Below are 17943 nucleotides of genomic sequence, written 5' to 3' on the forward strand. Positions count from 1 at the left end.
GGGGGGAAATTTGGCATAGAGAGTCCCCGTGTAAAGCATGATTTCAATTAATTCAGAGGGATTTAATATGACAATATTAGGAACAGCCAAAACTGCATCTGCAAAGAAAATGATGCTTCTTGGTGGTGGCGAACTTGGCAAGGAAGTCGTGATTGAAGCGCAGCGTCTTGGCGTCGAAGTCATTGTGGTTGATCGCTATGACGATACTCCTGCCATGCAGGTCGCGCACCGCTCTTATACCATGTCAATGTTGGATGGTGATGCACTCCGTCGAGTTATTACAGAAGAGAAGCCAGATTATATTGTGCCTGAGATTGAGGCTATTGCTACGTCTACTTTGGTCGAGCTTGAACAAGAGGGATTCAATGTTGTCCCTACTGCCAATGCGACCAAGCTGACGATGGATCGCGAAGGCATTCGACGTCTTGCTGCTGAAGAGGTTGGTCTGACCACATCGCCTTACCGCTTCGCCGATACAGAAGAAGAATACCGTGCGGCTGTTGCTGAAATCGGTATCCCATGTGTGGTCAAGCCTGTCATGAGTTCTTCAGGAAAAGGGCAGTCCACTGTGAAAAGTGAGGCTGATATCCAAAAGGCTTGGGATTATTCCCAGTCCGGCGGTCGTACTGGTGAAGGGCGTATCATTATCGAAAAGTTCGTACCCTTTGATTATGAAATTACCCTGTTAACCGTACGTCACGTTGATGGAACTACATTCTGTCAGCCCATTGGACACCGACAGGAAGACGGCGATTATCGTGAATCCTGGCAGCCGCAACCCATGAGTGAGGCAGCCCTCGAGAAAGCTCAGGAATATGCACGCAAGATCACAGACGCCTTGGGCGGGCGTGGTCTGTTCGGGGTTGAGCTTTTTGTTAAGGATGATGATGTTATTTTTAGTGAAGTTTCGCCTCGTCCTCACGATACAGGGCTCGTGACTGTCATCTCTCAGGATTTAAGCGAATTTGCCCTGCATGTAAGAGCTGTTCTGGGCTTGCCTATTCCGTCTATTCGTCAATACGGAGTCGCCGCTTCTAGTGTAATTTTATCTAATGGCACGTCAGATAAGCCCGCCTTTGAAGGCGTGGATGTTGCGCTTCGTGAGGCAGATACAAAGGTCTTGATTTTCGGAAAAGGCGAATGCGCTGGAGTCCGTCGCCTTGGTGTTGCTTTGGCTCTTGCTGATGACGTTGAGGGTGCTGTTGAGAAGGCGAAAAGAGTTTCTTCTGCTGTAACTGTTTCATATTAATAATCTATTGAATCAATCCTGTGACTGATGACAGTCTGTAGAGTGGGGGATTCGAGTTCGTTTCTTATCCCTTGGATTTGACTTGATCATTACACGTAACAAGCCGAGTGCGTATAAACGCACTCGGCTTTGTTTTTGAACTTTGGGAAAATGTGCTTTTTGAAAAGTACTAAACTTCCTTTAGGAAAGTCTCCCCAGTCCACTCATAGCCTTCTTCCTTGAAATTCTTAAAATGCTTTGGGTCAGTGATGTCATTTTCAATGAGCCACCTGACAAATCGACCTTTAATATGCTTTCCCTGATGACCTGCCGGCATCTTTTTTCCTGCCTTTTTAAGGACAAATTCCACTTCAATTCCACTATCGTATTTCACCGCTTTCTTTTGAGCCTGCGGTAATAAATCAATAACGAATGTCTCTCTCAATTGCTTTGAATTTGAATCCAACCATAACTTGGCAGCCTTCAACTTATCAATTTTCAGACGATAATTAGGAATCAAATCAGCAGGTCTGACAAGGCCAAACAGGCCGGATATGATGAGCACTTTTTTATCAAAGTCGGATTTGTGCTTCAAAGTCTGATAATCAATTGCGTCATAAACAACACCTGTATACCGCTCAATTGCCGGCATCGTTTTAGAGCTTAAAACTTCCTCGTTTGCAGAGATCGCTTTCTCCAGAGCCTTTTCCTTAAGCCCATACAGCTTTTTAGGATCAGCTTCTTTAATCGCGTCAAGTAAGCTGGCAGTAATACTTGATACTGACTTCAAAGGTTTATTGTTTCCTCCATCAGCTTTACCCTCAGACGGTGGAATTAAGATAATAGTTTTCATAATAATCTTGAGTGGTTAATTTATTTATAATTTTGATGTCAATTTATAAGAAAACAAACTGGTCAGTCAAATACAGTTCATTCTTTGTTGAAAAATGAAATAGAAAAACAAAGTCGTGCAATATCTCACCCATCTTTATGCAATGCACACAAGAGGTTATGGATTTAATGCTCATCCCCCCTTTACTAGAAATCGTAGGACATCGGTAATCACTTGATGTCCATTTCTTTTGTCCGCTTCGCAACAGTTTTGTATTTCAAATGTGACTCAAATGTGTATTTGCGTTTTGCCAGTTTATCCTGTGCTGGTTATGGACAAACATATTAGTAATGGTACATATTCCCTTATGCTTGGAAGATAAATTGTGGCAGGTTGGATGTCATTTGCGCGAATATTTGTGCGCAGCAGGAGCATTTTTTTTATTGTGTGCACCATTGATTCCAATTCGACTTACAGTGATATGTGGATGCTGATCAGGACGAGGTGATGTTGTGAAGAGTTGTGTTGGAGGTCGTCCTTCTTTCAAACGGAATACGGTGGCAGGTGAAAACCTTCGAACGATCCTGAAATTGATGGGCAAGACATGGCGCAAAGATGTGGGAAATCCAAATCATGTGCGTAATTGGTCCGAATGGGTGGAGAACGGATTGCCGAGTAGCCCTACGACCATTGATTGCGACATGCGTGAGGGCGTCCCAGAATCGCGGCTTTCTGCTTATGCGTCCTGTCTAGGGACAACGGTTGACGGACTGTGTTCCAAACGAACCAACTGGGCCAAAAAACTCAAGGGACCTACCATTTCCGAGGGAGACGACAACCTCCTATGGCCAACTGGCCTTGGCGAAGAGTTCTCCAAGCGTAATAAAGAATATAACCGTCCTTCGTACATTGAGGAGTTGTTCTCTCTCATGGGCGGCGTTTACCGCATGAATTACCTTATTGACGGTGTGGATCTCATACATCGCTCTACACTCTGGGTTCATAAGGTTGAAGGTAATCGTATGCTTACACGAGGCGGCTTCATTATGTTCGGTAACGAGAATCAGTACGAAGCTGTCATTTTTCGATGGCACAACAATCTTCATTTCCATTATTTATGTGAAAATGGAATGGAGCTTGGCTATTGCATGACGGTTGATCCTCTCAGGCATAATCTCGTGCGGCAGCGTAAACCGTTTTGGTTGCTGGGTACGGGGATGACCGACCGGGGTTTGGTGGATAACAAGCCTATTACCTTTGTGTTTCGTATGGAGCAGCTTGTTCCCGAAACTGGAATGAGTCTCAAAGAATTGTGGAACACAGAGAGCGATGACATGCGTAAACATCCTTTCATAGCGCCCGGCACCCCTGACTACGAGCGGATTCGAACTGAAATCCTTACTCCCGATGTACTAACTCCGGAAGTGGCATAGCTGGTTGTCGCACTCCCTCCCTCTTATATAGATAGAGGCGTCTATGCGTAATCTGGTTTTCTGGGTCTAAGTTGGGTTTTTCTGTGTTGAAAAAACACAAAATTCACGTTTTTCTATTCCCTTATTGATCATTATTCCCGGCGGGTTATATACCGTTCAGTGTGGTTCGTCTTGTTCTGGGAGACGCATCTTTTTTGTGGTGTTTGGGGTGAGTGGAGCCCTATCCGTGTTTGCAAAAAAGATGTGGGAATCCTTGTCTCACTAATGAGAAAGGATAGCGCAACACATTCAATATCGACCGATCATGAAGACATCGTATGCTTCTCGTAGAGAGGTAAAGGATACAAATCTACATGAGAATCTGTCTGGTGTCGTCTGTGGGAGTACATGGAGGGAAGGGGTTTGAAAATGATACTCATGGGGTGTTGGTCAAAGTCGAATTGGGGAAGAGCTAGGCTGGAGGCTGGACAACCTTAGCAGGAAGAGTGCAGGCTTTACATAAGTCCTGTGCACAAACTGGGAGCATGTCACGATTGAGGTTGTTCTTAAAGAAGGGGCCGAAAACAATGCAGAGGAACGGCCTGAGGAGCAGGCATAAGCCTGCTTTCCTCAAGCGTGGGATTCAAATAGAAAATGAGTGCCGCTTAAATGTTGGCTGTATGCCGAGCAATGGCTCCTTCTGCGATGGCGGAAACAACATCTTCTGGCGGCCAGTCGTTCAGGCGAGCCGTATTGAGGAACGCTCCTTTCTCTGCGAGACTTGGGTTCGTAACCACATCGATCAGGTACATTTTGCCAGATTGATCGGTTCGGAAAACGAATCGCGCATAACCGCACAACCCCAGCTCATTCCAGCAATCATGTGAAAGTGTCGTTAGCTTTGCCGTGATATGATCAGCTGGCTTTTTCAAGGAGATTGTGGGGGCTGACGTTGTTGCACCACGGCTGCTTTTCCAAAGAGTCCCGTAGTTGACTATTCGGACGTCCGGAGTCTTGAAAGCTGCTTCTGCGATGCCCAATAACTGGCCTCGTCCACGCGAAGATTCCATCATGGAAACACTGTATTCCGGCCCGTTGATGAACTCATCGGCAATACAAAGCATGCCAACCTTTTCTTCTTGGGCCTCCAGCAGATCAAGCAGGTCGCTTGAATTGCTGACCGTAACAATGGCGCTCTCGTCGAGCCCCTTGGATGTGTGATCGAAGCGGCTTTTTAGTATGTATGTGCCGGGCCCTGGATATCGGTTCTTTCTCAAAGCTGTGATGTCCGCTCCCTGAGGGGTAGGGATTCCGGCTTGGAGTAAATGCCATTTGGTCGTGAGCTTGTCATTCACAAGCGAGAAAACCGTACTGTCTACGCCGGTAAAAGGAAGGCGGAGGTTGGAAAAGAGCATGGTCATGAACGGCGCCATCTCTCCGGACTCCATAAACGCGTCGACGAGGTTGAAAACGACTTCCGGTTTAATCTCCCGGAGTTGCTCTTGTGCTTGTCGCAGATTGAGGCCGACTTCAAAGGGCACAGTCTTCCAGCCCAATCCGTTCAAAAGTCTGGTTACATACTTGGTGGTTTTCCCGTAATCGGTTTGTCCTTGATCAGCCCCAAGGGTTCGCCGATTCAACGCTAGAGCTATGGTGCGTTTAACATTCTCTCCACTCATAGTTAAAGCCACCTTTGTCTCTTGAAGTAGGTGAGCATGCCGATCACTACCGTGAGCATGACCCCAAGAAGAATGTAGTAGCCGTGCTTGTAGTGAAGCTCCGGCATCACTTCGAAGTTCATTCCATAGATGCCTGCCAGAAAGGACAGCGGAATGAAAATGGTGGCAAAAATTGTCAGGAATTTCATGACATCATTCAGCCTGTTCGTGATTGCCATATTATAGCTGTTGAGATGGTCATTGAGCATCTCACGGTATATTTCCACCGAGTCGTAGGACTGCTCTGCGATGTCGCATAAATCCCGCAGGAAGTGCTGGATTTCCGGAGAGACGAGGTCACTATCAATTCTCGCAAGTTTGAGTGCGATCTCACGTGCAGGCCTGATGGCCTTTCTGATGTAGGCGATCTCCCGTCTGTAGGCGTTGATCTCTTCCAGCAATTCGGGAGTCGGATCGGCCAGCACTTCGTCTTCGATTTCCTCGATCCTTTCCCCCATGATCTCGATGACTTTCAGGTAGTTTTCAAAGATGCAGTCAAGGATCGTGTAGAGCAGGTAGTCCGGCCCCAGCTTGCGAAGTCGCCCGGTCTGGTTGCGAATTCTGTCCCGCACCGGCTCAAAGACATATCCGGGTTTTTCCTGAAAAGTCAGTAGACACTTGTTTTGGAGGACCGCACTGAACTGCTCGGCATGGATGGAGGTCTCGTCTTCGTTGAGAAACAGCATTTTCAGTGTGACGAAGAGTGCTTCGGGAAATTCTTCCAGTTTTGGGCGTTGGCCAGTGTTAATGATGTCTTCGAGGATCAACGAAGAAATGCTGAACGTAGTGCCAATGGATTGCATCAATTCGGGTTCATGCAGGCCGTCGACGTTTATCCAACTGGTTGTGGAACTCTCCGTACATGCAGAGAGAGACTCCGGCGAATCCAGGATTTCGTCTCGAAGCATATTGCTGTCGTAGTCGATGATACGAAGACGTGGCTTCTCGGTCTTCTGTTTGCCAATGAAGATGAGAGAGCCGGGGGGGAGACCGTTCTTGCTGTCATGTTTTTTTAGAAATCTAGCCATATCCAATCCTCTTTCTCGTGAATGTTGAAATGCAAGGCTATTGGTAGAGGAGAAAATTGATACCAGAATATATAATACAAACTGGACGGAAAAAAACTGTTTTCATCGTATGAAGAAAAAATTGGTGAGAAAATCAATAATACAGAAAAAGTGTTTGCAGCTCATATGCTTTGTTTTGTCACAAGAAAAGTCAGAAGTCATAAGGTGGTGCCGATTTTGCCATAATGACAGATGAATGTGTCTTTTCATAACACGTTATGCCTGATATTTCAGTCAATGACGGTAGGTCTCTTAATAACTCTTTTGGGGTAGGAATCAGGATGCTTTTTACATGGTTGGGAATACTCTTTTGCCTGTCGCAGTCGGCGATATTTTCCGGCTTGAACCTCGCTTATTTCAGTCTCAGCCGTTTGCGTCTTGAATTGGAGGCTGGTTCCGGAAATCAGAAAGCCGCTCGCGTCTTGGCGTTACGGCAAAAGCCGAACCTGCTCTTATGCACCATTCTGTGGGGCAATGTCGGTATTAACGTTTTGTTGGCACTGCTGTCTGAGTCGGTGATGGCGGGAATCGGATCGTTTTTCTTCTCGACATTCGTCATAACCATCGTTGGCGAAATACTGCCTCAGGCCTACTTTTCCAGAAATGCGCTGACCTTTGGCGCGTTGCTGGAACCTGTCATCCGTTTTTATCAGGTGATCTTATACCCATTTGCAAAGCCGTCTTCGTTATTGCTCGATAGATTGGTCGGTACAGAAAAGATCGAGTTCATCAAGGAAAGCAAGATGCGTCGGTTGCTCCGTATGCATGTCGAAGCATCCGATGCCGATATTGATGAAATAGAAGGGCGCGGAGCAATGAATTTTCTTTCGCTTGATGACATCGAAGTCCATCAGGAGGGAGAAGTCCTCAAACAGGAGAGCATCGTTTCCATTGAGTTCAAAAGCGGTAATCCCCTTTTCCCTGAGGAAAAGAGGGAGTTCATCGATCAGGTGAACTGCTCTGGTCAGAAGTGGGTTCTGTTGACAGATCAAAGGGATCGGCCCCGCTTGTTGATCGATGCAGATGGATTCATCCGTGCAGCGATGCAGGATGAGACGGTGTCCCCCTCGGAATACTGTCATCGTCCCATTGTCGTGCGCAATGAGCACACCCCCTTAGGCGAGGTCTTGGGTCGCTTTGAGGTGCTCCCTGCCTCTTCAGACGACGATGTCATCGACTTCGACACCATCCTCGTGTGGACGGACACCCACCACAGGATCATTACTGGTGCCGACATCTTTGGCCGCCTGATGCGGGGCATCGCCAAAGTACGAAAGCTTGATGATTCCGCCTAATCATTTTCCAATAGCTTGGCTCGTCCTTCCAGTGCCGCAGCCGTCTTGAAATGCACATCCAGTTGCGGGAAGGCGATTTCAATATTTGCCTCACGGAAGGCATCGTCAATGGCGAAGCGAAGTTCAGACGTGGCCCGGATGGTGTTGTCAATGTCATCGATCCATACCCTGAGGATGAAGTCCAGGCTGTTAGCTCCGAAATCGCTGAAGAGGATGAATGGTTCCGGCTTTTTCAGCACGTGCGGATGAGAAGCTGCCACTTTCAGCAGGGTGGATTCAACCTTTCTCGTGTCAGAGCCATAAGCGACGCCAACGAGAATGTCCCTTCGCAGGGTGGGGTTGTTCTTTGTCCAGTTGGTTACCTGCGTTGTGACCAAATCTGAGTTGGGGATCATGATCACCGCACTTTCAAATGTCTCCACCAGTGTGGTGCGGATGTTGATCTTTTTGACCGTGCACCACATGTTGCCCACTTCAATGACATCCCCTTGCTGAATGGAACGGCCGAACAGAAGGATCAGTCCGCTGATGAAGTTGTTCACCACGTTTTGCAGACCAAATCCGATACCGACACTGAGACCACCAGCGATGACAGTGATGCTGGTGAGACTGACGCCAAGGATTCGCAGGGCAAGCAGGGTGAAAAGCGACCATGTGGCGTAGGTGAAAAGCGTCTGGATAGAGGGTACTGCTCCTCGTTTTGCCCTTTGCCAACGGCTGCCGACATGGTCAATAGAGACCTTGAATGCCGCGATGCAGTTGTATGTCAGGAAGAACAGGACAACCAGAATGACGATGTCATTGAGGTAAAGGGAGTAGTCGCCAAAGGTCGCCTTGAGTTGAAGGATTGAGAAGAGGGTGTTCTCTCCAAGGAAATCAACCAGCCAGAGGTAGGTCAATCCAAAGGATATGGCCCACCCGAGCGGCACCAGAAGGCTTTTTGCCAACCCTTTCTGCAGTTTGGAACTCTTATCCGTCTCAATGAAGAGGCTGTGTGACCAGACATTCCCGAATGCACGAATGAAAATAGCGAGACACCAGATGATGGTGAGCAGGCATGCAAGGCGGCCATAGCCGAAGAAAGAGACAAGGAACAGCGGTGCCAGAGAACCTCCACGCATGGCTGTCTTGGTCAGCGGCTGGCCCTTGTGACGCCATGCTTGCAGGGTGTCGAGGCCCCACAGGGTGAGGACGAGAACGATGAAGAATAGGGTCGTCGTCCTGCTCGGTAAATGGAAGATGAGTAACTGTGAACTGAGCAGAAAAAGGATGGAAATCCTTGTGTGGCCGTAGGTCGCCAGAAAGCTGTCTTTGCAGATGTGTTTTGCAAGCTTTATGACTCCAAACAGGATCAGAGACGCCGCCAATGCAGCAAGCGCGTCCATCCCCTCAGAATAAATAATTCTCGTAGTCAGATATAGGGCAAAGCCCGCAGTCGTGAGGCGTACATAGCGTGTAGTCTTACGGTTGGTGTCCTCGTCGTACTGTTTTTCCGGGAAGTACTTGAGGAGCTTGCGTGCCGCATAGGCCGTACCCACTAAAGTGAGGAACAGGATGATGAGTTTGGGGAGATTGTTCCCCAATACCGAAAGGCCAGCCTGCAATTCGTTCTTTTTCAAAATGACCCAACGTTTGTCAGGGATTGGGTTGTCCCAGAAGTCCATGGTGAATACCGGAATTTTTCCGATAAGCAGGTATTGGATCCAAAGGTCGTACAGGCTCAGTTTATCTTTGTGGTGTGCCCGTTCTATGCGTGACAGAAGTCGTTTGGATTGACGTTGAAGCTCTTTGTTTTGTGCGATCAGTCTTTGTGTGTCTGCTGTGAGCTTGTGAACCCGTGTCTGCGTTTCTCTGACAATACTGCCCAATCCTTGAGGGACTGGTGAAATGATAGTGAGCAGTTCGCTGTAAGATTGCAGGAAATCAAGTCGTTGCTCTGCCTCTTGTAAAACGTCTTGCAGTAAGGATGACAGTGCACTGTTTTCGTCCATCACCGTGGAGAGTGATGAATCAAAGTGCTTGCGGCTGATGGGTGACGTTGAGGAAGAAGTGCCTGAGGCCAGGACCGACTGGTATTTTTTGAAAAGTCGAGATGTAGAGTCGCTGGCATTTTTGAGGAAAGTCCTATTTCTCTCGCTCGCAATTTCTTCCTCGGAAAGCAGGGCAGAATAGGTCTCGACCTGACGTTTCTTGTCATCGAGGTCCGTGAGCCCTTTGGCAAGGGCTGCACTCGACAGGAACGTAACGAGGACGAGTATGGTCAACAGTGCTTTTGAGGATATAATGAGAACTCTTGATGTCATTGCTCTACTCCGCCAACTAATGGTGAATGTATGTCTCTAGGGGCAAGAATAGAGTCTAACCCACTCCTGTGACAACATAAACCTTTTGAGATCATGAGTAATGGAGAAGATGTGTTCTGAAAGACGTTAGGCTTGATTCAATAGAAAAGGACTTCAGACCGGTGCCTGAAGTCCTTTTTTGTTGGGTTTAACTTGTTACTATTGATTTTTTTTAAAGATGATCAAGGGACAGTTTTTACAAATATCCGCACCGGGGAAGCCGTCTCCGGGACGAGTGATGGAACTGCTGGCTTTATTGATGCGGTCCATGAGGCGGTTGAATGTGGCTCTGAACTTGGAACCCGGGATCATGACATTGACCTCGCCTCGTTCGGTTTTGCCCGCATTGTAGCTGCCGGAGCATGCCGGTAACATGTTGAATTCCTGCTCGACGTGGGTGTAGACGCAACCGCCGCAGGCAGAGGAATTCATGGTGATGTTCGGACGCAGCGGATGGGTGTCAGTGGCGGCCATGTAGTCAACGGCCAAGTGGTACGCCTGCATGTTGTCACAGTAGAAGTGGATGACGTCCGGCTCGTACAGGTCATCGATGGAGCCGAGTGGGGCGACAGCAATACCCAGCAGTTTGTTCTTGAGCTGGTGCTTGCTCTTAACGAACCGTTCCGCCTGATCCAAATCCTGTACGTACTTGGCGTGGCCTTTGATCTCTCCCTCGTCCAGGTCTTTCCAGCCGAATGCGTATTTGGCGTTGCCGCAGCCGAGACTGTCAACGCCCGCATAGACGATCTGGCCGGACATGCGAGCTGCAATCTCCCACTGACAAAAGGTCATGGGTTTGAGTGGAGTGTGGATTTCCGGGGCATTGTCATAGAAATGTTGCATCTCGTCTTTGTCGAAAAAGAATTTAACGGCAACCGGATAATGGTAGAGACGCATTTCTCTCATCAATACGTTCTGTATTTCCTTGTAGGTCATTTGCTCTGCCTCTTGTTTAGCTCATCCCCGCAGTCCGAATCGGAGAGTCTTAAGGTTGGTTGATGGCTGATTATTTGGCCTCTGCCGACCTGCGGGGATGAGCGCATTGGAATGGATGCTCATATTGAGCAGCCTGATTTGAGCAAGGGCTGTGCCGTGTTAAGACAGCTTGCGATATCTTTTGCATATTTTGCTCATGCTGAACGAGTTGCTTGTTTCTGGGTTCAATTAAAACAAGTTGTTATGATAGTTTTGGTCGATATATATTCTTTCCCGAGTTTGAGCGGAGAACATTAATTGATCGATCGTTTGTGGTAATATGGATTGCATCGTCTCAAAATATCGCTGTTAACAACGAATAGTCGTTCCAATATTAACGGTATTCCGTTGTTTGGCTCAGAAAATCGTTGTTATAATTGCGATGTATTAGATTAAGTCGTTTTAATTTAGTATGTTGTGTCGGATTTGATCTGCCTGGCATGTAGATTGCGATAGGGATCTTGAATGCAGCGAAAGCTTGCTTTTTTATAATCATGACAACCAACAGCCTTCATGTCCGTCTTCGGTCTGGCTTACCCTGGCAGCCGGAGGCGGACATGGCGAAACTGATTTCATAGGCACTTGAGCTGAAGCAGATGGATGGAGGGAGCGGGTGTCGTTACCGTCGGCATTCCCCTCTGCCGGATACCGTGCTCCCTCTGTCCTCTTCGGCGTCGAAATCCAGCTCAAACTCTTTATATTGTGATGTGGTGGTGTTTCGTTTAAATTTAACGGCATGTCAGCCGAGCACGACTTCCACTTCAAAGATATGGAAATTCAATCACTCCTTTTGGAAATGGGTGAGCAACGATCGACGAACGTCTTGTTCAGCTTGATTGTTGATCGCCTTTTTCACTTCGAAGAAGTGTCGCTCGTCCGTATTTGGCTCGTGAAGGACGGCGACATCTGTTCCACTTGCCCAATGGCCGAAGAGTGTTCCCGCAATGACAAATGCCTTCACCTTGTGGCCAGCGCAGGGCAATCCCTCCGCGATAGTTCCGATGACTGGTCTCGCCTTGATGGTAAGTTCAGTCGATTCCCCATGGGGGTAAGGAAGGTCGGCCACATTGCAGCGACAGGGAAACCGGTTGTAGTGGAGTCTATCCCCGACGATTCGACCTGGATTGCCGATCCGACATGGGCAGAGCAGGAAGGCATACAAGGGTTCGCCGGACAACCCATGCAATTCCATGACGACATAATGGGCGTGCTGGCGGTCTTTACCAAGACGCGGATCACTGAGCCTGCCTTGGATGTTCTGAACATCATCGCAAACCATGCAGCCACGGCTCTAGCCAACGCCCGGGCCTTTGAAAGAATTGAAGATCTGAAGAAGCGGCTCGAAGAGGAAAACAGCTACCTGCGGGAAGAACTGCAGGATGTCACTTCTTATGGTGGATTCATCGGGCGGAGCGCGGCCCTGGAGCGCATTGTCCAGCAGATCGATCTGGTGGCCGCAACCAATGCCAACGTTCTTATTCAAGGGGAATCCGGTACGGGTAAAGAACTTGTTGCCCGTGAACTGCATTTGAGAAGTGACCGGAGCAGCAAACCGCTCATCAAGGTTAACTGCGCGTCTATCCCCAAGGAACTTTTTGCCAGCGAATTTTTCGGCCACGTCAAAGGGGCCTTTACCGGAGCGCATGCCAACCGGGAGGGTAAATTCGGGGCTGCCCATATGGGAACCCTTTTCCTTGATGAAGTGGGTGAAATCCCTCTTGAGTTGCAGTCTCAGCTTCTACGCGTGCTTCAGGAAAGTGAGTACGAGCGAGTTGGTGAGGAGAAGGTCCGTAAAGTTGATGTTCGAATTATCGCCGCCACCAATCGAGACCTGCAAAAGGAAGTGGAAGAGGGCCGTTTTCGTGAAGACCTCTATTTCCGACTGAACGTATTTCCCATCACCGTGCCTCCTCTTAGAAAAAGAAAGGAGGACATCGCTCCGTTGGCCGAGAGTTTTCTGACTCGCTCTCTCAAAGTAATGAAGCGCCCAGTGGTGCAGTTCACTGACAAGCAGTTAGCCAGCCTGATTGAACACGACTGGCCGGGCAACGTTCGGGAGCTTCAGAACATCGTGGAGCGTTTCGCCATTGCCTCTATCGGTGGTTCTGCTCAGGTGGAGATATTCAGCTCCGTCTATGAAGACAAACATTGTTCAGAGCCTTCAGCTCTTGGCGAAGCCGATGCGTTGCTGACAGAGGATGAAATGCTTGAACTGCAGAAGCGCAATACAGAGAAAGCGTTGGCGCTGTGTAATGGCAAGATTTATGGAGACGACGGAGCAGCAGCTTTGTTGGGCGTGAAGCCGACAACACTGGCTACACGGGTACAGAAGATGGGTCTTAAGCGTCGGAAGTAGTCGTTCGTAAGAAGCGTTTACTGTCTTTTTGAGTTTTCAATAACAAGAGAGGTTATCCGTTGATTCGGATAACCTCTCTTTGTCATTTGAGTAGGATCGAAAGCCGTGAACTATGCAGTCGCTACATGGCCCAACCTTCGCCGTTGGGGCCACATGTCAAAACTTTTGCTCCAGAGGATGTGACTGCAATGCTGTGCTCAAAATGTGCGGAAGGTTTGCGGTCCTTTGTGACTATTGTCCAGTGATCTTTGAGAGTCTCATTGTATTTGACTCCAGCGTTGATCATGGGTTCTACCGCTATGACAAGCCCTTGTTTGAGTTTGAAATCCTTGATTTGCCGAGCGTAGTAGTTGGGTACTTCCGGAGCCTCCCAAAGGCCTTCACCAATACCGTGACCGACAAGATTCTCGACAACGGAGAATCCGGCGTTGCGAGCATGTTTGGCCATTTTTTTGGCTATGATGCTCCATTTAATTTCAGGCTTGATTTCCTTGATGGCGAGTCGCAGACATTCCTCTGTTATGGTCAGCAGTTTCCTTTTCTCGTCATCAATGTTGCCAATAGCGTGTGTACATGCACAGTCTGAGCACCAGCCATCCAGACGTACGCCTATGTCAATGCTCAGGATGTCCCCATCCATGAGTTTGCGGGGGGATGGGATGCCGTGAACAATTTCTTCGTTAACAGACATGCAGCAAGCAGCGGGGAAAGGAACGATGCCCGGAACTCCCTTGAAGAGCGGGGTGGCATTGTTTGAGGCGATGAATTTTTCCACCTCTGCATTGATTGCTTCAGTGGTTACCCCGGGTTCAGCCATCTCTTTGGCAACCATATGGGCCTTATGCAGCAACAGCCCGGCTTTGCGCATGAATTCGATTTGCTTATTGGTCTTTATGATCATTGAAATGCTCCGATTATTATGTGGTGGCGTGGGAACGATACGCTTCATGTTGGTCATGTCAATGACGTTACATTGCCATACTTTTCACGGCCGTTGTATATGAATTGAAGAGTGGCATTCATGGCCCTCAAGTCTTGATCAAATCAAAAAGGGTTATCCATTGCTTTGGATAACCCCTTGGTTTGTTCTCTCAGCCTGTTGCAGTATATGGTTGAGTGGAAGATGGTTTTGAAAAAATAATTAGTTATGAAGCTTGAGCAGCAGGCGGTGGAGCTGGTTGGTGAAGCCTGCTTCATTGTCGTACCAGGCTAACAGGCGGAGCATGGTCCCATCGGTTACGACGGTCATTTCTTCATCAACTACCGAACCGAAGGTTGAGCCGGTGAAGTCGGAAGAAACGAGCGGCTCCGTGCAGTAGGCCATGTGCTCGTTGGCGGCTTTGCGTAGGGTTTCTCTGACCGCTTCCGTTGTGGTGGATGTCTTCAGCTCACAGACGAGATCGATGAGCGCTACGGACGCGGTCGGAACACGAAGGGCGCTTCCGAAAAGCTTGTTCTTCAGCTCAGGGATGACCTTCGTGACAGTCTTGTGCGCACCCACCGGCGTGGGAACGATGTTTTCAGCACAGGCACGGGCTCTTCGAATGTCGGAGTGGCTTCCATCCAATATTCGTTGACGCAGGGTGTACGGGTGAACCGTTGTCATGTTGCCATGTACGATGCCGAACTCGCGCTCTATGTGCTGGATCGGCAGGGCGAGACAGTTGGTGGTGCATGACGCATTGGAAATAATGGTGTGGTCGTTGTTCAAGTCAGCGTCGTTGACACCCATAACCACGGTGATGTCGGCGTCGTCAGCAGGAGCGGCGATGACGACACGTTTGGCGCCAGCCTGAATATGCTGCTCGGCAAAGTCCCTCTTGGTGAAGATGCCTGCAGACTCGACCACGATATCCACATCAGCCGAGGTCCAATCCCATTCTTCCGGGGAGTGCTTTGTGTAGCGGATTGCTGAACCATTCACGCTGAAGCTGTTCTCGTCTCGTGATTCTACGCCGTCAAATCGTCCATGGACCGAATCGTACTTCAGTAGATGAGTCACCTCGTCGATGGTCATGATGTCATTGACCGCGACCAGTTCAAGAGACTGGTCGTGAGCGAGAAGGCGAGTCAGGTAACGGCCTATTCTTCCAAATCCATTGATTGCAATGCGTGTAGCCATTGGGTGAGATCCGGGGTTCCAGGGAGCAGAGGGCGAATGCGTGCGCTTGTCAGACGGCAGTGTGTGGTGTCGGGGGTATCAAGAGACGCTTCTTGTCTAGTTCATTTATCTTTGAGCATCGTTTTATCAAACTTTGACGTGTGCTCGCCGGAATCGTTTAGTGCTTGCGGATGGATTTATCAACCCTTGAACGCACGTTTGCCCTGATTCTTTGAGTAAGAAGCGCTGGGCTGCTTGACAGGGGGGTAGGTTTCAACGAAACATCGTTTTTCCGGCATACCGTTCCATCTGTGCATGTCAGTTCTGAATTTCAAATACTTTTCAGGGAACAACAGGTATCTTCCTTTGCGGAAGGCGTTGAGTATGTCCGGTCAAATTGAATCCATAAAGTGAGATCACAATGAAGCCCATATTTGTTGAAGTGAAGATCGATCCTGATCATATCAATAAGCCGGGAGCCATACGTAAGGCGGCTTTGGAGAAGGCTGGTGTGCCTGATGACAAGGATATCTCCACTCGTGTCGCCCGCCGTTCCATCGATGCTCGCTCCCGGAGACCCAAATATGTGCTTCGTGTTGCCGTAGGTGAGAAGGAGGCGGTTGAGCCGGAAGAGTCCGTCTTTAAGCCCATTACCCTTGGCGGCCGTCGTGTTATCATCGTCGGCGCTGGTCCTGCCGGGTATTTTGCAGCCCTGACGTTGTTGGAAAACGGTATTCGCCCCATCCTGCTGGAGCGTGGCAAGGATGTGAACTCCCGCCGTAAGGATCTCAAAAAGATATACTCGGAAGGATTGGTTCACCCTGACTCCAACTATTGTTTCGGCGAGGGCGGAGCCGGAACCTATTCCGACGGCAAGCTGTATACCCGAGCCACCAAGCGCGGCAATGTGGGCCGTATCCTCGACCTGCTCATCGCTAACGGCGCTCCTGTCGATATCCGTATTGATGCTCACCCGCACCTCGGTTCCAATGTGTTGCCTCGAATCGTGAGCAAAATGCGTGAGGATATTATCGCCTGTGGCGGCGAGGTGCATTTTGAAGCTCGCGTGGATGACTTCCTTGTAGGGGATGACCGGATGACGGGTGTCGTGATCAATGGAGATCAGAGAATCACGGCAGACGCGGTTTTGCTGGCTACAGGGCATTCAGCGCGCGATATTTTTCGCTCTCTCATGGCTCGCGGTATCACCATCGAAGCGAAACCCTTTGCCATGGGCGTACGTATTGAGCATCCTCAGCCGCTTATTGATAGCATTTTTTATCACCATTCTCCGAGGCATGAGAACTTGCCTGCAGCGAGTTATCGTATTGCCACGCAAGTGGATGGTCGCGGCGTGTTTTCCTTCTGCATGTGCCCGGGCGGGTATGTCGTTCCGGCCTCCACTGCTCCGGGAGAACTGGTGCTTAATGGTATGAGCCTTGCCGCTCGTAATGCTCCCTTTGCCAACGCCGGGCTGGTGGCTGAGATCAGGCTCGATGATGTTGGTGCAGGCAATGATCCGCTTCGTGCTCTGGAATTTCAGGCTTCGGTGGAGAAGGCCATGTTTGCTGCCGGAGACGGTGTGACGCAAAAGGCTCCGGCACAGCTCGTTGCTGACTTTGTGGCGGGCAGGGTTTCTAACAAGTTGCCCAAGAGTTCGTATATCCCCGGCATTTATTCGGCGCCTGTGCATGAGCTGTTGCCGTCAGTCGTGTCTGAAAGTCTTCGGAATGCGTTGCCGGTTCTTGGACGCAAGCATAAGGGGTTCGACTCCAATGAAGCCAAAGTGCTTGCAGTCGAGTCCCGCACCAGCTCTCCGGTGCGTATCCCTCGTGACAGGGAAACGTTGGAACATGTCAGCATAAAGGGACTGTTCCCGTGTGGGGAGGGCGCTGGTTACGCTGGCGGTATTATCTCGGCGGCCATGGACGGGGAAAAGGTCGCGCAGGCCATTGTCCGATCGTTTAGTCCTGCATAATTCCAATGCTGGGGGCTTAGAATGCGACGGCTCGAAAGATGATTCTTTCGAGCCGCGGAAGTGGGTGCCTGCCCGCTAGATAAGGGGCGTTCATTTCGGAGCGCAGAGCAAGGCTCCGTCCGTATTATAGTACTTATGATCTACAGAGTGTGACTACATTTGTCGCAGATACCTTCCAACTGTAGATTGATGCTGTTGATCTGCATGGGCAGTGATTTCATTACGCTGTGTTCATCGAACTGCAGTTCTTTATTATCAATACATTTTACTTCGCCACATTCTGTACAGTGAAAATGGCTGTGCGTCTTGCCGATGCAGAAATGCTGGATTCGATCACCACAGCTGGTGCGGTTTATGGCGCCGTTGTCGAATAGTGTCTCAAGGGTTCGGTATACGGTTACCCTGTTCAGGTTATGCTCTTTGGTAACGCCTTCGAATATTTCTCGTGCAGTCAGTGCCTTGTCGCTGGATGCAATGGTGTCGAGGACCAGAACTCTGTTGAGTGTAGGGCGCAGCCCCATGGTCTTGAGAAGAGAGTGTGATGATGCTGTTGATTTGTCGTCTTTCATAAGAATCTCTTGCTGTCGTTAAGACTCGTAGTGAAGCGCCATCCTCCTGCCGTGTTGTGCGGGGAGGATG

13 protein-coding genes are annotated in these 17943 nt (G+C 49.2%); 5 read left to right on the forward strand and 8 right to left on the reverse strand.

The features are described from left to right. The first annotated feature begins 67 nt into the window (after positions 1 to 67). On the forward strand, positions 68 to 1249 hold the full coding sequence (gene purT, locus HFN16_RS12630; protein WP_168892355.1) for a formate-dependent phosphoribosylglycinamide formyltransferase: 1182 nt from the start codon (positions 68 to 70) through the stop codon (positions 1247 to 1249). A 169-nt stretch (positions 1250 to 1418) separates the two neighbouring features. Here the strand turns inward: purT and HFN16_RS12635 are convergent, their stop codons facing one another. Beyond that, positions 1419 to 2081, reverse strand: a complete 663-nt coding sequence (locus HFN16_RS12635) for a peroxide stress protein YaaA (RefSeq protein ID WP_168891097.1) — start codon at positions 2079 to 2081, stop codon at positions 1419 to 1421. 614 nt (positions 2082 to 2695) lie between these two features. On the opposite strand from HFN16_RS12635, the gene HFN16_RS12640 reads away from it, so the two are divergent. Further along, positions 2696 to 3493, forward strand: coding sequence for a hypothetical protein (locus HFN16_RS12640; RefSeq protein WP_247648332.1), 798 nt, complete (start codon positions 2696 to 2698; stop codon positions 3491 to 3493). A gap of 644 nt (positions 3494 to 4137) precedes the next feature. Here HFN16_RS12640 and HFN16_RS12645 read toward each other — a convergent pair. Together HFN16_RS12645 and corA are read right to left on the reverse strand one after the other, a co-directional pair. After that, entirely contained in the window at positions 4138 to 5151 is a 1014-nt protein-coding gene (locus tag HFN16_RS12645) for a hypothetical protein (RefSeq protein ID WP_168891099.1), read from the reverse strand. A gap of 2 nt (positions 5152 to 5153) precedes the next feature. Next, positions 5154 to 6218 (reverse strand): magnesium/cobalt transporter CorA, encoded by a 1065-nt coding sequence (corA, locus tag HFN16_RS12650; protein WP_168891100.1) that lies wholly within the window; start codon positions 6216 to 6218, stop codon positions 5154 to 5156. Between the two features lie 257 nt (positions 6219 to 6475). Here corA and HFN16_RS12655 point away from each other — a divergent pair, with 257 nt between their 5' ends. Next, positions 6476 to 7552, forward strand: a complete 1077-nt coding sequence (locus tag HFN16_RS12655; RefSeq protein ID WP_247648333.1) for a DUF21 domain-containing protein — start codon at positions 6476 to 6478, stop codon at positions 7550 to 7552. Here HFN16_RS12655 and HFN16_RS12660 read toward each other — a convergent pair. Both HFN16_RS12660 and HFN16_RS12665 read right to left on the reverse strand, forming a co-directional pair. Then, positions 7549 to 9855: a mechanosensitive ion channel domain-containing protein gene (locus HFN16_RS12660; protein WP_168891101.1), complete on the reverse strand. Its 2307-nt coding sequence runs from the start codon at positions 9853 to 9855 to the stop codon at positions 7549 to 7551. The two genes, HFN16_RS12655 and HFN16_RS12660, sit on opposite strands and share 4 nt — an antisense overlap. 198 nt (positions 9856 to 10053) lie before the next feature. After that, positions 10054 to 10830: a DUF169 domain-containing protein gene (locus HFN16_RS12665; protein ID WP_168891102.1), complete on the reverse strand. Its 777-nt coding sequence runs from the start codon at positions 10828 to 10830 to the stop codon at positions 10054 to 10056. 808 nt (positions 10831 to 11638) lie between these two features. Here HFN16_RS12665 and HFN16_RS12670 point away from each other — a divergent pair. After that, positions 11639 to 13225 (forward strand): sigma 54-interacting transcriptional regulator, encoded by a 1587-nt coding sequence (locus HFN16_RS12670; RefSeq protein ID WP_168891103.1) that lies wholly within the window; start codon positions 11639 to 11641, stop codon positions 13223 to 13225. Positions 13226 to 13346: 121 nt separating this feature from the next. Here the strand turns inward: HFN16_RS12670 and map are convergent, their stop codons facing one another. Together map and gap are read right to left on the reverse strand one after the other, a co-directional pair. Next, on the reverse strand, positions 13347 to 14126 hold the full coding sequence (gene map / locus HFN16_RS12675; protein WP_168891104.1) for a type I methionyl aminopeptidase: 780 nt from the start codon (positions 14124 to 14126) through the stop codon (positions 13347 to 13349). A 240-nt stretch (positions 14127 to 14366) separates the two neighbouring features. Next, positions 14367 to 15347, reverse strand: a complete 981-nt coding sequence (gene gap, locus HFN16_RS12680; protein ID WP_168891105.1) for a type I glyceraldehyde-3-phosphate dehydrogenase — start codon at positions 15345 to 15347, stop codon at positions 14367 to 14369. 400 nt (positions 15348 to 15747) lie between these two features. On the opposite strand from gap, the gene HFN16_RS12685 reads away from it, so the two are divergent. Next, positions 15748 to 17304 (forward strand): FAD-dependent protein, encoded by a 1557-nt coding sequence (locus HFN16_RS12685; protein ID WP_168891106.1) that lies wholly within the window; start codon positions 15748 to 15750, stop codon positions 17302 to 17304. 140 nt (positions 17305 to 17444) lie between these two features. On the opposite strand, the gene HFN16_RS12690 is transcribed toward HFN16_RS12685, so the two are convergent. After that, on the reverse strand, positions 17445 to 17873 hold the full coding sequence (locus HFN16_RS12690) for a transcriptional repressor (RefSeq protein ID WP_168891107.1): 429 nt from the start codon (positions 17871 to 17873) through the stop codon (positions 17445 to 17447). Positions 17874 to 17943: the final 70 nt, after the last annotated feature.

It is taken from the genome of Pseudodesulfovibrio sp. zrk46, assembly GCF_012516435.1.
In the GTDB taxonomy this organism is placed as follows: Bacteria; Desulfobacterota; Desulfovibrionia; order Desulfovibrionales; family Desulfovibrionaceae; genus Pseudodesulfovibrio.